This is a genomic window from Xylophilus sp. PBN-3R, from assembly GCF_057747805.1.
This window is the reverse complement of the sequence record NZ_CM173225.1, coordinates 2,841,237-2,852,837: the sequence shown is the minus strand read 5'-3', so window position 1 is coordinate 2,852,837 and position 11,601 is coordinate 2,841,237. Positions and strand designations below refer to the sequence as shown.

The following is an 11,601-nucleotide window of genomic DNA, read 5'->3' as shown; positions in this document are numbered from 1 at the left end:
CCGTGCGCCTCACGAAGGCGCTCAAAGGATCCATCGCATGTCGCCAACCGAACCACTCAACCCTTTCGACGGAGGGCGGCGCAAGCTGCTCCTCGCCGGCGCTGGAATGGCCGCCGTCACCGGACTGCCTTTCGCCGCGACCGCTGCCGAAACCACCGCTTCCCGCGCAGCCGCGCATTCGACCCACCACCACGGAAAACAAGCCATGAGCACCATCACCACCAAGGACGGCAACGAGATCTTCTACAAGGACTGGGGCACCGGCCAACCCATCGTGTTCTCGCACGGCTGGCCTCTCAGCTCGGACGACTGGGATCCGCAGATGCTGTACTTCGTGCAGAAGGGCTACCGTGTCATCGCACACGACCGGCGTGGCCACGGCCGTTCGAGCCAGATTTCCACCGGACACGACATGGACCATTACGCGGACGACCTGGCCGCGGTGACCGAACACCTGAAGCTGGAAAAGGCCATCCACATCGGCCACTCGACCGGCGGCGGCGAGGTCGCCCGCTACATCGCACGCCACGGCACCAAACGTGTCGCCAAGGCCGTGCTGATCAGCTCGGTGCCGCCGCTGATGGCCAAGACCGCCGCCAACCCCAACGGCGTGCCGATGGAAGTGCTGGACGGCATCCGGGCCGCCGTGGCGTCCAACCGCGCCCAGTTCTTCAAGGACTTCCCGACACCGTTCTACGGCTTCAACCGTCCCGGCGCCAAGGTGTCCGACGGCATCGCGCTGAACTGGTGGCGCCAGGGCATGGCCGGATCCATCCAGGCCCATTACGAAGGCATCAAGGCCTTCTCGGAAACCGACCAGACCGAAGACCTGAAGAAGATCACCGTGCCCACCCTGGTGCTGCATGGCGACGACGACCAGGTGGTGCCGCTCGCCATCTCCAGCGAACTGTCCGCCAAGCTGATCCCCGACGCCACGCTGAAGGTCTACAAGGGCTTCCCGCACGGCATGTGCGCCACCCATGCGGATGTGATCAACCCCGATCTGCTGGCGTTCTTCAAGAGCTGATACCGAACAGGCCGCGTCGCTGTGCGATGGCGGCCGCTTCGGTGCGGGTCTTGGCACCGAACTTGGCGAGGATCGCCTTCACGTGCGCCTTCACCGTGCCGACCGAAATGTCCAGCTCGGTGGCTATGGTCTTGTTGACATGGCCCACCGCAATCAGCCGCAGCACATCGCCCTCGCGGTGTGTCAGCGGCTGGTGGTTCAGGCTTTCGATCACCCGTTGCGCCGCCGACTGGTCCAGGTGGTGCTGGCCGCGATGCAGTGCCCGCACGCCGAAGATCATCTCGTCCAGGCCGCAGCCCAGCAGCAGGTAGCCATGCACCCCGCAGTTGAGCGCATGGCGGATTTCGGATTCACGTTCGCGGTGGCTGACCACCATGACCCGCGGCGAGGCGACCGCCGGTCGATCCGCGCTGCCGGACTTGTCTTCCAGGAGAGCGAGGGCGGTGACATAGTCGGCCACCACCACATCCGCAGCCGATGCCGTGTGTCGGCAATCCTGCAGCCACCGGTCGGAAATCGTCGCTGCGACGAGGCTGACCGAGAAGTCCCGCTCGGTGCGCAGGATGGTGTCGAGTCCGGCGCGGACCAGCGGCTCACGATGCGCTACCGCGATCGTCACCATATTCTGCGAGTCGGCGCGGCTGGTGTTCCAGGCGTTCATGGCGTTCCTCTGCGGCAGGGCAAACCGGGGCGCTCTTGGAGGCGTTTTCGGAGCCGCATCTTTCTTGCAGCCAAGTCTAGGCAGAGATGTCGGACAACTCTATTGAGCCTTGGTATAGCGGACTGGCAAGTCCCACATCGCCCGTGGACTGCGGACCCGGTTACTGCCGTCGCCAGGCCGCGGGCGTCAGGCCGACACGCTGGCGGAAGGTGCGGGTGAGGTGGCTCTGGTCGGCAAAACCACAGGCCGCCGCCACTTCGGCAATCGGCAGGCCGGTGAAACTGAGCATCTGCTTGACCTGTTCCACCTTGTATTGCTGGGCCCACTGGTGCGGTGTGGTGCCGGTGGTCTGGCGGAAGGCGCGGGTGAAATGGGTGCGCGAAAGGCCGCAGGCGCTGGCCACTTCGGCGACGGACATGGTTTCGTCCGGCTGCGACGCCAGAAGCTCTTTGGCACGCCGTTCCCGGGAGGGTGAGAGCCGGCCTTGGGCGGGGAGGGAGGAGCCGTTCATCGAGTCGATTCTGGAGATCGACAAGGCTGTCCGCATCGCCCCGATGCGTGAGCGGTGGCGTGCCATGTGTGGCGGCGGCGGCTACCTCTTTCGGGAGAGGCCGCGATGCGCGCCGGAATGCAAAAAGGGGCTGCCTTTCGACAGCCCCTTTCGGACTTTATGGGGTTGACGAGCCTTACCCCCGGCACTGACTCCACAGTTAGGGCTGCTTGGTTCCCCACCTGACCCGGTTGGCCGCTTCCTCATGCGAGGAGGCCCGTCAACCCGCATTCTAAACCGGACGCAAATAGCTCAGCGGAGTTGCAGGTCTTCGGTTCCGAAGGTCACGTTGATCGGCTCGATGATGACCTGCTTTGGGCCGGCCTCGACCTGGCCGGCCACGATGGCGGCGATGCCTTGCGCCTGGGCGATCTCCACTGTGCGCTGGGCGTCTTCGGCCTTGACGAACAAGGCAAAACCGGCGCCCATGTTGAAAGTGCTGTAGGCCTCGCGGTCATTCTGCTCGGCATGCTTCTGGATGAAGGCCAGCACCGGCGTGACCGGCGGCACCGCACTGATGCGGTAGGTCAGTTCCGAAGGGTGGCGGAGCAGCTTGCGCCAGCCGTGGCCAGTGATGTTGGCGCAGTACTTCATGTCGATGCCGGCCTTGGCCAGGGCTTCGGTGACCGGCGAATACAGCACGGTGGGCGCCAGCAGCGCTTCGCCGTAGCTCAGGCCCGGCTCGACTTCGGTCAGGTAGCCCTGCGGCAGGCGTTCGACCAGCTTGCGGGCCAGCGACAGCCCGTTGGCATGGATGCCGCTGGAAGCCAGCAGCACGATGGCGTCGCCTGCTGCCAGGTCGTCACCGACCGAAAGGCGCGACTTCGGGCTGATGATGCCGGTGCACGAAGCCGCCAGGTCGATGCGGTCGCCTTCGACGATGCCGGCCAGCGCCGGAGTTTCTCCGCCGCCCCACGCCACTGAACAGGTGTCGCAGGCTTTTTTCCAGCCGGCCACCAGCGCCTGCGCGCGGGCCTTGTCGCCGAACCAGTCGCTGCCGCCGGCCGCCCAGTAGGCCTGCACAACCAGCGGCGTGGCGCCGACGGTGATCAGGTCGTTGACCGCCATGGCGATGGTGTCCTGCGCGATGCCTTCGTACCAGCTCTTGCCGGTCAGCTCGGCCATGGCGTCGGCCACCAGCACCTTGCTGCCGAGGCATTCGACGATGCTGGCCAGGTAGAAGGGACCGACGTCGACCACATAGGCCGACTCGCCGCGCGACGCGGCGACTTCGGTGAAACCATGGCCGCCCAGGTGAACCGCGGTGGCGGCGGCGGCGCGCTGGGCGCTCACCTTCAGGGGGTCGATGAGGTCGTAATTGACGCCAGCCTGGTCGTAGCTGAGCGTGTTCGGGTTGGTCGAAGCAGAAGTCATGGGGCGGGATTATCCGTCGGCGGCGGATGGTGGTCCGCGGGGTCCGTAAAATGGCGGCATGTCATATCTCGTGCTCGCCCGCAAATACCGCTCCCGGAACTTCTCGGAAATGGTGGGGCAGGAGCACGTCGTGCAGGCCCTGTCGAATGCCCTGCAAACCCAGCGACTGCACCACGCCTACCTGTTCACCGGCACCCGGGGTGTCGGCAAGACCACCGTGTCGCGCATCCTGGCCAAGGCCCTGAACTGCGTCGGGCCCGACGGCACCGGCGGCATCACCGATTCGCCCTGCGGCGTGTGCCAGGCCTGCCGCGACATCGATGCCGGACGTTTCGTCGACTACACCGAGCTCGACGCCGCTTCCAACCGGGGCGTTGACGAAGTCCAGTCACTGCTGGAACAGGCGGTCTACAAGCCGGTCGCCGGGCGCTTCAAGGTTTTCATGATCGACGAAGTCCACATGCTGACCAACACCGCCTTCAACGCGATGCTGAAGACGCTGGAAGAGCCGCCCGAATACCTGAAGTTCGTGCTGGCCACCACCGATCCGCAAAAGGTGCCGGTCACCGTGCTGTCGCGTTGCCTGCAGTTCAACCTGCGGCCGATGGCGCCCGAAACCGTCGAGACGCATCTGGCCGACGTGCTGGCGCGCGAGAACGTGCCGGCCGACCCGCAGGCCATGCGCCTGCTGGCCCGGGCCGCGCGGGGCTCGATGCGCGATGCGCTTTCGCTCACCGACCAGGCCATCGCCTTCGGCGCCGGCAAGGTCGAGGAAGAAACGGTGCGCCGCATGCTGGGCAGCGTCGACCGCTCGCATGTATTCCGGCTGATCGATGCGTTGGCCATCGGCGACGGCCTGACGGTGGTCGAGACCATCGAGACGCTGCGTTCCAACGGTTTTTCCGCTGCGTCCACGCTCGAGGAAATGGCGGCGGTGCTGCAGACCATGGCGGTGATGCAGGCGGTGCCGCAACGCGCCGCCTCGCCGATCGATGCCGAGGCGGCCGAAACCGCGCGCCTGGCCGATGCCATGCCGGCCGACGAATGCCAGTTGCTCTACAGCATCTGCCTGCACGGTCGTGGCGAGCTGGGCCTGGCACCGGACGAATACGCGGCGCTGACCATGGTGTTGCTGCGTCTGCTGGCCTTCAAGCCAAGCGCCGGCTCGGCCGACACGGAAAAAAAAACACTGAAATCAGCGCCGCGGGCGGCTGAGGCCGCACCGGCCGCCGTCGCACCGGCCGCCGTCGCACCGGAACCGCAGCAGCCCAGGCCGGCACCGCAGCCCGCGCCGGAACCCGATATCGGCGTCGATCCCGACGGTGACGGCGACATCGAGCTGCCGCCCGATGCAGACGCCGAGCCGGTGATGCCGGAGCCGCCGGAATACGAACACGAACCCCATTCGCAACCCGAGCCTGCCACCGTCGCCCCCGCGCCGGTCGCCCGACCGCTGGCCGCCTTGCCGGTTCGCGAGTCCGGCCCCCGGCATGCACCTGCCGACGAGCCCGTTCACGAACCCGTACCTGCCGGCGACGTGATGAACATGCAGGTGCGCCAGCAGCCCTTGGCCGGCGCCCGCACCGGCCCGCGCACCGACGGCGCACCCAACGCCAGTTACACCGCCACCGAAGAGGGCGAAGTGTGGTTCACCACGGTGCGTTCGCTGGTGCGTGCCGAGGCCATCAGCGCACTGGTACGTGAACTGGCGCTGCAGTCGCAGCTGGTGGCGCGCGACGGCAAACACTGGATGCTGCGGGTCGAGAGCGCATCGCTCAACCAGCCCAACAGCCGCGAACGCCTGCGCGCCGCGCTCGAAGCCGCCGGCCATGCCGATATGCTCTCGGTCGAGGTCGGCACCGTCATCGACAGCCCGTCGCGCCGCAATGCGGCGGCCGCGGCCGCGCGCCAGCGCAAGGCCGAGGAGGTCGTTACCAACGACCCCTTCGTGCAGGAGATGATGCGCGACTTCGGGGCGAAAATCGTCCCCGGCAGTCTCAAGGTGCGGCCGCTGCCGGACAGCACGCCGGCCTGATATCCCGGCTCCGTTTTTCCCGTTTCTTTCGATTTCTTACCCTGAGGATTTTTCGCACATGTTCAACAAAGGACAGCTCGCCGGCCTGATGAAACAAGCACAGGCCATGCAGGACAACATGAAGAAGGCCCAGGACGAACTGGGCAACGTCGAGGTCGAAGGCGAATCCGGCGCCGGCCTGGTCAAGGTGCTGATGACCTGCAAACACGACGTCAAACGCATCACCATCGACCCCAGCCTGCTGGCCGAAGACAAGGACATGCTGGAAGACCTGGTCGCCGCCGCCTTCAACGCAGCAGTGCGCAAGGCCGAAGAAACTTCGGCCGAGAAGATGGGCAAGATCACCGCCGGAATGCCCGGCCTGCCCGGCGGCATGAAGTTCCCCTTCTGATCGCGCCGCGTGGCTGATCTCGGTTCTGTCGACGCCCTGGTCGATGCGCTCCGGCGCCTGCCGGGCGTGGGTGCCAAGTCGGCCTCGCGCATGGCTTTCCATCTGCTGCAGCACGACCGGCCCGGCGCCGAGATGCTGTCGCAGGCGCTGCACCGTGCAGCGTCCAGCGTGCGGCATTGCGCACGCTGCCACACGTTTACCGAAGCCGAAGTCTGCTCGGTATGTTCCGACCCGCAGCGCGACGCCAGCCGCCTTTGCGTGGTCGAAACACCCGCCGACCAGGCTGCCATGGAACGCACCGGTGCCTACCGGGGCCTTTACTTCGTACTGATGGGCCGGCTTTCGCCGCTCGACGGCGTGGGGCCGCGGGACATCGGCCTGCAGCATCTTTTCGGTCGGGCCACCGACGGCACGACGGTCGAGGTGATCCTGGCGACCAATTTCACGGCCGAAGGCGAGGCCACGGCCCATGTCATCGCCGAAGGCCTCAAGGCGCGGGGCCTGCGCACCACCCGCCTGGCGCGCGGTGTACCGGCCGGCAGCGAGCTCGAATATGTCGACCTCGGCACCATCGCACATGCGCTGGCCGATCGGCGCTGAAACCACACCGGAACCCGGAGCCGACCATGCCCCTCGATACCTTGCCGCATTTCACCCTGGCCTACTGGTGCGTCATGGCGGCGGTGCTGCTGCCCATCGTCTGTGCGGGCATCGCCAAGGCCGGCAAGTTCGACAACCACGATCCGCGCGGCTGGCTGGCGCGCCAGCATGGGTACCGGGCGCGGGCGAATGCGGCGCAGACCAACTCGTTCGAGAACCTGCCGTTCTTCATCGGTGCGGTGATCATCGCGCACCAGTTGCAGGCATCGCAGGGCTGGGTGGACGGTCTGGCGCTGGCCTATATCGTGCTGCGCGTGGCCTATGTCGCCAGTTACCTCGCCAACCTCGCCAGCCTGCGCAGCGCGCTCTACCTGCTGGCCTTCGTCGCCAACGTGGGGCTCTTGTTCGTCGGCTACCGCTGAGGTTCCGCCCTGCGGGTGGGGAGTTTCCCCAGCGGGGATGACCCGGATTCGCCATCGGCGGGTGCGGACTTAAGCTGCGGCCATGGTCCTGGAAACCTCTTTTCGGCCCGGCCGGCGTGCCCTCATCACCAGCGCGGCGCTTGGTGTCGCTGCCTTCTCGGTGCCTCTGCTCCGGGCGCAGACCAAGCCTGAAAAACCGCTGGTGCGCATATCGGTCAGCGAACGGTCGAGCCTGTACCACCTGCCGCTGACCATCGCCGAACGCCTGGGCTACTTCGCAGCTGCGGGCCTGGATGTGCAGATCGCCGACTACGGCACCGGCGCAGGTGCCTTGCAGGCGTTGCTTTCAGGTCGTGCGGACGTCTGCGCCGGCACCTTCAAACACACACTCAGCCTGCAGAGCCGGCACCAGTACTGCACCTCCTTCGTGCTCGAGGGCCGCGCGCCGCAGGTGGTGGTGGGCGTGTCGCTGCGCAGCCTGCCCGACTACCGAGGCATCGAGGACCTACGCAACAAACGCATCGGCGTGTCGACCCTGGGCGCCACTACCCACCTGGCGGCCAGCCTGCTGCTGAGCCGTGGCAACCTGCGCGCCAGCGATGTCACCTTCGTGCCGGTGGGGCTGGGCGATTCGGCAGCCAGCGCGCTGCACGGCGGCACGGTCGACGCACTAGCCACGCTCGACCCGCTCATCACCCAGCTGGAGCAGAAGGGCGATGTCTGTGTGGTGATCGACACGCGCACGCTGAAGGACACCCGTGCCCTTTTCGGCGGGCCGATGCCGGCCGGTTGCCTGTATGCACCGGAGGCCTTCCTGCGCCAGCGACCGCAAACCACCCAGGCGCTGGCCGACGGGGTGGTGCGGGCGCTCAAATGGCTGCAGACCGCGGGGCCGGGCGACATCCTCAAGGCGGTGCCGCCGGCCTACCTGCGCGACGACCGCGCGCTGTACCTGGCGGCTTTCCAGAAGGTGCGCGAGGCCATCTCGCCCGATGGCCTGGTGCCCGAGGACGGACCCGCCACGGTGCTGCGTGTGGCCTCGGGTTTCGAGCCCGAACTGGCCACCGCGCACATGGAACTCAACCGGGTGTTCACCAACGATTTCGCCCGGCGGGCAAAACAGCGGTTCGAGGCCTGACCGTTTCCGGCCCGGTTTATTCGGATTTGGCGGCCGGTGCGGGGCCGCTCGCGAGGCGGGTGGCCTCGACGCCCTGGACACGGCGCAGTTCGACCATATAGGCCGGGCCGTTGCGGGCTGCGCGGTAGGCCTTCACGCTGTCGGTATAGCCAGGCACCGTGGCGTCGGCGGACTGCGAACCGTCATAACTCGCCAGCCCGGACTTCAGCCACAGGTTGCGGTCGGCCTCGACTTCGGCGCGGCTGACCGTGGAGGGCACTGCGGGCACGGTGTCCGCGTATTGGGCCGACCGGGCATCCTCGGCAAAGGCGGATCCGGCAAGAACCAGGCCCAGGGTGGCGGAAAAAAGAGCGAGAGTCTTGGTGGTCTTCATGATGATTTCTTCCTTTGTCGTTTCTTGGCGTGTGCCCCGCGAACCTGCCGAGCCACGAAGACGAGTCTCGTGATTCGGCGGTGCCGGGGATGTGCGCAAGCGCACCGATCCGGGAAGAAAACAGGACGCCTGAAAAGCCTTCGGCGATCTTCAGAGCGTCGCCAGGTGCAGCACGTCCAGCGGCTGGTTGCGGCTGCGCACCGAAACCTGCTCGACTTCCGCACCAGCCAGCGTCAGCCCGGCCTGTTCGGCCACCAGCACCGACACCACCAGCCTTGAGGCCCGGGTCTTCGAATGGTCCTGCAGCCGGCTGGCGGTGTTGACCACTTCGCCCACCGCGCTGAAGGTGGTGTGCTCCTGCCAGCCGACCTCGGCCACCACCGCCCGCCCCGCATGGAGGCCCATGCCGAAGTCGATGCGCTGGCCGAACTCGACCTCGAAACCAGCGCTCCATTCGTCCAGCCGACGGTTGATCAGGGCCGCCGCCGCCATGGCCTGCCGGCAGGCGGTGGACAGGTCGGTCTGCAGGCCGAAGATGGCCATCACGCTGTCGCCGATGAACTGGTTGGCCACGCCGCCGCTGTCCTTTGCGGCGCCTCCGACGATCTCGAAATAGCGGTCCAGCGTGTAGACCAGGTCGAAGGGCCACTGCCGTTCGGACAGGCCGGACCAGCGGCGCAGGTCGACGAACAGGATGGCGACATCGGTCTCGCGCCCGGTGCGTCCGCTGGCCTCGCGCGGGCCGGGCACGAACAGCGGCACCACGACGATGTCGCCGGTCGGCCTTAGCTGGCAGGCCAGGCGCACCCCATGGGGTGCACGTACACGCTGCAGGGTTCGGATTTCATCGACGCCCGGTGGGGGTAGCGCCGACGCATCGCCTGTCACCCGCACCCGGCAAGTCGAACAACGAGCCCGTCCGCCACAGACGGAAAGGTGGGGAATGTGCCGGCTGCGGCTGGCTTCCAGCACGCTCCAGCCGCGCGGCACAGTGACGGTGCGGCCCGGGTAACGCAGGGTGATGGCGGCGCCGGCCTTGCGTTGACCGAATTCGCGCACCGCGCGGCCAGCCATCAGCAGGCCGAGCATGGCGGCGTACACCAGCATGAAAAGGCGGGCCGCATTCTCGGTGGCACCGGCCTGCGCGACCGACAGCATTTCGGGCGAACCGGCACCGGTCCAGGCGATCTCGCGGCCCATCGACACGAAACCAAGCGCTGCCAGCGTCGGCAGCAGCACCGCCACGCAGACAAACGCGGGCAGGTAGCGGCGCCATGCCGGGCGGGCCCGCAAGGCCAGGTGCAGGCCCAGGCAGCCGTGCGTCCAGGCGGCCACCATCATGGCGATCTGGAAGCTGGCGGCACCGGGGCTCCAGAGTCCGCGCACCACGCGGGCATAGTTGGGGTCGACGCCGTACCGGTCGTAGGCCCAGCGCATCAGCGCGAGGTGCGTGGCCAGCAGCAGCGGCAGCGAGAAACCCAGCAGGATGCGCAGCGCCTCGGTCGGCGGCAGGCGCAGGCTGCGGCGTTCCCAGGCGCCGGCAAAGGCCAGCACGAGATGGGTGGCGGACGCGCCGTACAGCAGCACCGTGCCCGGCAGGCTGTGCCAGAAGTCATGCACCCGTGCGAGCATGCCCTCGGCGACCGCCAGCGACACCAGGCCCAGCGCGTGATCGAGCAGGTGCAGCGTGACATATGCCAGCAGCACCAGGCCGCTGATCCAGCGTAGGTCGCGCTGGGTGGGAAACCGCAGGCAAAGGGAACGGGGGCGCAGCGTCGATGTCATGGGATGGAACGTCCGCAGGATAATTCAACATGCCATCTCCCACCCTCCGTTCCAGCCTGGCGCTGCGTTCTGTCGAATTGTTCGAAGGATTGTCCGACGGCCGATTCGACCAGCTTGCCCGCGACTGCACCTGGCACAACGTCGCAGCGCGCCAGCCGCTGCTGTTGCGATCATTGCCGGGCGGCTCCGTTCCGCCCGAGCCGGAGGTCTATTTCATCGTGTCGGGCAGGGTGCGTATCGCCATTTTTTCGTCGGCCGGCCGGCAGGTCACCTTCCGCGACCACGGGGCCGGCGAGCTGTTCGGCGACCTGGCAGCCATCGACGAAGGCCCACGTTCAGCCGATGTGTCGACTCTGGAGCCCAGCGTTCTGGCGAGCCTGTCGCGCACCGGTTTCATGGCCTTGCTGCGTGACGAGCCCGTGGTGGCCGAACGCATGTTGAAACGCCTGGCGGCCCTGGTGCGTAGGCTGAGCGACCGCGTGATCGACCTCAGCACTCTGCCGGTGGCAGAGCGCCTGCAGGCCGAGTTGCTGCGCATGGCGCGCGCAGCCGGCGTGATCGATAACCGGGCCTGCCTTCGGCCTGCACCGCGCCATGCCGAACTGGCCAGCCAGATCAGCACCAACAGGGAGCAGGTCACCCGTGAACTGGCGGTATTGGTCCGTGCCGGGCTGCTGCAAAAAGACGCCGGCACCTTGTGGGTGACCGACGTCGAAAGACTGGCGCGCCGAGTGGAAGACGCACGCAGCTAGGTTCGTGTCAGTTGAAGCGGCCGTTGCTGCCGCCGACGCTGAAACGGCCGGCCCCCAGCAGGGCCACCACCACCGCGGTGAACAGGAAGAAGCCCTGCAACTCCAGCGCCCAGCCGCCCTGTTTGCCCAGGGTGAAGATCTGGCTCATGTGCACCAGGCTGAAGGCGACCAGCATGTTGACCACGACGATCAGCGCCGCCGGCCGGGTGAAGAAGCCCACGATGATCAGCAGCGGGGCGATGACTTCACCGATGTACACGCCGTAGGCCACGAAGGCAGGCAGGCCTGCCTGCTGCACCAGGCCGAGCACGAAACCAGGGCCGCTCTGCAGTTTGGCGATGCCGTGCAGCAGCGTCAGGATGCCGAGCGTCAATCGAAGCACCAGCCTGGCCCAGTCGTCGCAGGACGCGCGGTTGTAGTGCGCGCCGGAAGGGTTGGTGCTGGTCCGGGTATTGGTGGGGCTCATGGTCGTGATGATGAAAGTTGGCAATGG

At 67.0% G+C, this 11,601-nt stretch carries 13 protein-coding genes and 1 other RNA gene; 7 read left to right on the top strand and 7 right to left on the bottom strand.

The window, feature by feature from the left end:
• Positions 1-205 precede the first annotated feature (205 nt).
• Positions 206-1,027: an alpha/beta fold hydrolase gene (locus AC3ANW_RS13565; protein ID WP_488345425.1), complete on the top strand. Its 822-nt coding sequence runs from the start codon at positions 206-208 to the stop codon at positions 1,025-1,027.
• On the opposite strand, the gene AC3ANW_RS13560 is transcribed toward AC3ANW_RS13565, so the two are convergent.
• From AC3ANW_RS13560 to AC3ANW_RS13545, 4 genes are all read right to left on the bottom strand, one after another.
• Complete coding sequence (locus tag AC3ANW_RS13560) at positions 1,017-1,688, bottom strand: response regulator transcription factor (protein WP_488341372.1); 672 nt, start codon at positions 1,686-1,688, stop codon at positions 1,017-1,019. The genes AC3ANW_RS13565 and AC3ANW_RS13560 overlap by 11 nt on opposite strands.
• Before the next feature lie 160 nt (positions 1,689-1,848).
• Positions 1,849-2,106, bottom strand: a complete 258-nt coding sequence (locus AC3ANW_RS13555; RefSeq protein WP_488341371.1) for a helix-turn-helix domain-containing protein — start codon at positions 2,104-2,106, stop codon at positions 1,849-1,851.
• A 257-nt stretch (positions 2,107-2,363) separates the two neighbouring features.
• An RNA gene (ffs, locus tag AC3ANW_RS13550) (signal recognition particle sRNA small type) lies at positions 2,364-2,460 on the bottom strand.
• Between the two features lie 30 nt (positions 2,461-2,490).
• Positions 2,491-3,612 (bottom strand): AIR synthase-related protein, encoded by a 1,122-nt coding sequence (locus tag AC3ANW_RS13545; protein ID WP_488341370.1) that lies wholly within the window; start codon positions 3,610-3,612, stop codon positions 2,491-2,493.
• A gap of 58 nt (positions 3,613-3,670) precedes the next feature.
• Here AC3ANW_RS13545 and dnaX point away from each other — a divergent pair, with 58 nt between their 5' ends.
• The 5 genes from dnaX to AC3ANW_RS13520 all read left to right on the top strand — a co-directional run bounded on the left by dnaX (position 3,671) and on the right by AC3ANW_RS13520 (position 8,198).
• Entirely contained in the window at positions 3,671-5,647 is a 1,977-nt protein-coding gene (dnaX, locus tag AC3ANW_RS13540) for a DNA polymerase III subunit gamma/tau (RefSeq protein WP_488341369.1), read from the top strand.
• 58 nt (positions 5,648-5,705) lie between these two features.
• A complete protein-coding gene (locus AC3ANW_RS13535; protein ID WP_488341368.1) occupies positions 5,706-6,038 on the top strand; it encodes a YbaB/EbfC family nucleoid-associated protein in 333 nt (110 codons plus the stop codon).
• Between the two features lie 9 nt (positions 6,039-6,047).
• The gene (recR, locus tag AC3ANW_RS13530) at positions 6,048-6,638 is read left to right on the top strand and encodes a recombination mediator RecR (RefSeq protein ID WP_488341367.1); all 591 of its coding nucleotides are present in this window, start codon (positions 6,048-6,050) and stop codon (positions 6,636-6,638) included.
• 26 nt (positions 6,639-6,664) lie between these two features.
• A complete protein-coding gene (locus AC3ANW_RS13525) occupies positions 6,665-7,060 on the top strand; it encodes an MAPEG family protein (RefSeq protein WP_488341366.1) in 396 nt (131 codons plus the stop codon).
• A gap of 82 nt (positions 7,061-7,142) precedes the next feature.
• Complete coding sequence (locus AC3ANW_RS13520) at positions 7,143-8,198, top strand: ABC transporter substrate-binding protein (protein ID WP_488341365.1); 1,056 nt, start codon at positions 7,143-7,145, stop codon at positions 8,196-8,198.
• Between the two features lie 16 nt (positions 8,199-8,214).
• On the opposite strand, the gene AC3ANW_RS13515 is transcribed toward AC3ANW_RS13520, so the two are convergent.
• Positions 8,215-8,571: a hypothetical protein gene (locus tag AC3ANW_RS13515; protein ID WP_488341364.1), complete on the bottom strand. Its 357-nt coding sequence runs from the start codon at positions 8,569-8,571 to the stop codon at positions 8,215-8,217.
• 150 nt (positions 8,572-8,721) lie between these two features.
• Positions 8,722-10,356, bottom strand: coding sequence for an adenylate/guanylate cyclase domain-containing protein (locus AC3ANW_RS13510; protein WP_488341363.1), 1,635 nt, complete (start codon positions 10,354-10,356; stop codon positions 8,722-8,724).
• Positions 10,357-10,385: 29 nt separating this feature from the next.
• On the opposite strand from AC3ANW_RS13510, the gene AC3ANW_RS13505 reads away from it, so the two are divergent.
• Positions 10,386-11,108 carry a Crp/Fnr family transcriptional regulator gene (locus AC3ANW_RS13505; protein ID WP_488341362.1) on the top strand — a complete coding sequence of 241 codons (723 nt, stop codon included), beginning with the start codon at positions 10,386-10,388 and terminating at the stop codon, positions 11,106-11,108.
• A 7-nt stretch (positions 11,109-11,115) separates the two neighbouring features.
• Here the strand turns inward: AC3ANW_RS13505 and AC3ANW_RS13500 are convergent, their stop codons facing one another.
• Positions 11,116-11,574 carry a DoxX family protein gene (locus AC3ANW_RS13500; RefSeq protein ID WP_488341361.1) on the bottom strand — a complete coding sequence of 153 codons (459 nt, stop codon included), beginning with the start codon at positions 11,572-11,574 and terminating at the stop codon, positions 11,116-11,118.
• Positions 11,575-11,601: the final 27 nt, after the last annotated feature.

Coding starts and splice junctions, on each gene's coding strand:
- AC3ANW_RS13505 (WP_488341362.1), top strand. CDS start 10,386: ATGCCATCTCCCACCCTCCGTTCCAGCCTGGCGCTGCGTTCTGTCGAA.
- AC3ANW_RS13520 (WP_488341365.1), top strand. CDS start 7,143: ATGGTCCTGGAAACCTCTTTTCGGCCCGGCCGGCGTGCCCTCATCACC.
- AC3ANW_RS13515 (WP_488341364.1), bottom strand. CDS start 8,571: ATGAAGACCACCAAGACTCTCGCTCTTTTTTCCGCCACCCTGGGCCTG.
- dnaX (WP_488341369.1), top strand. CDS start 3,671: ATGTCATATCTCGTGCTCGCCCGCAAATACCGCTCCCGGAACTTCTCG.
- AC3ANW_RS13560 (WP_488341372.1), bottom strand. CDS start 1,688: ATGAACGCCTGGAACACCAGCCGCGCCGACTCGCAGAATATGGTGACG.
- AC3ANW_RS13535 (WP_488341368.1), top strand. CDS start 5,706: ATGTTCAACAAAGGACAGCTCGCCGGCCTGATGAAACAAGCACAGGCC.
- AC3ANW_RS13545 (WP_488341370.1), bottom strand. CDS start 3,612: ATGACTTCTGCTTCGACCAACCCGAACACGCTCAGCTACGACCAGGCT.
- AC3ANW_RS13525 (WP_488341366.1), top strand. CDS start 6,665: ATGCCCCTCGATACCTTGCCGCATTTCACCCTGGCCTACTGGTGCGTC.
- AC3ANW_RS13500 (WP_488341361.1), bottom strand. CDS start 11,574: ATGAGCCCCACCAATACCCGGACCAGCACCAACCCTTCCGGCGCGCAC.
- AC3ANW_RS13510 (WP_488341363.1), bottom strand. CDS start 10,356: ATGACATCGACGCTGCGCCCCCGTTCCCTTTGCCTGCGGTTTCCCACC.
- AC3ANW_RS13555 (WP_488341371.1), bottom strand. CDS start 2,106: ATGTCCGTCGCCGAAGTGGCCAGCGCCTGCGGCCTTTCGCGCACCCAT.
- AC3ANW_RS13565 (WP_488345425.1), top strand. CDS start 206: ATGAGCACCATCACCACCAAGGACGGCAACGAGATCTTCTACAAGGAC.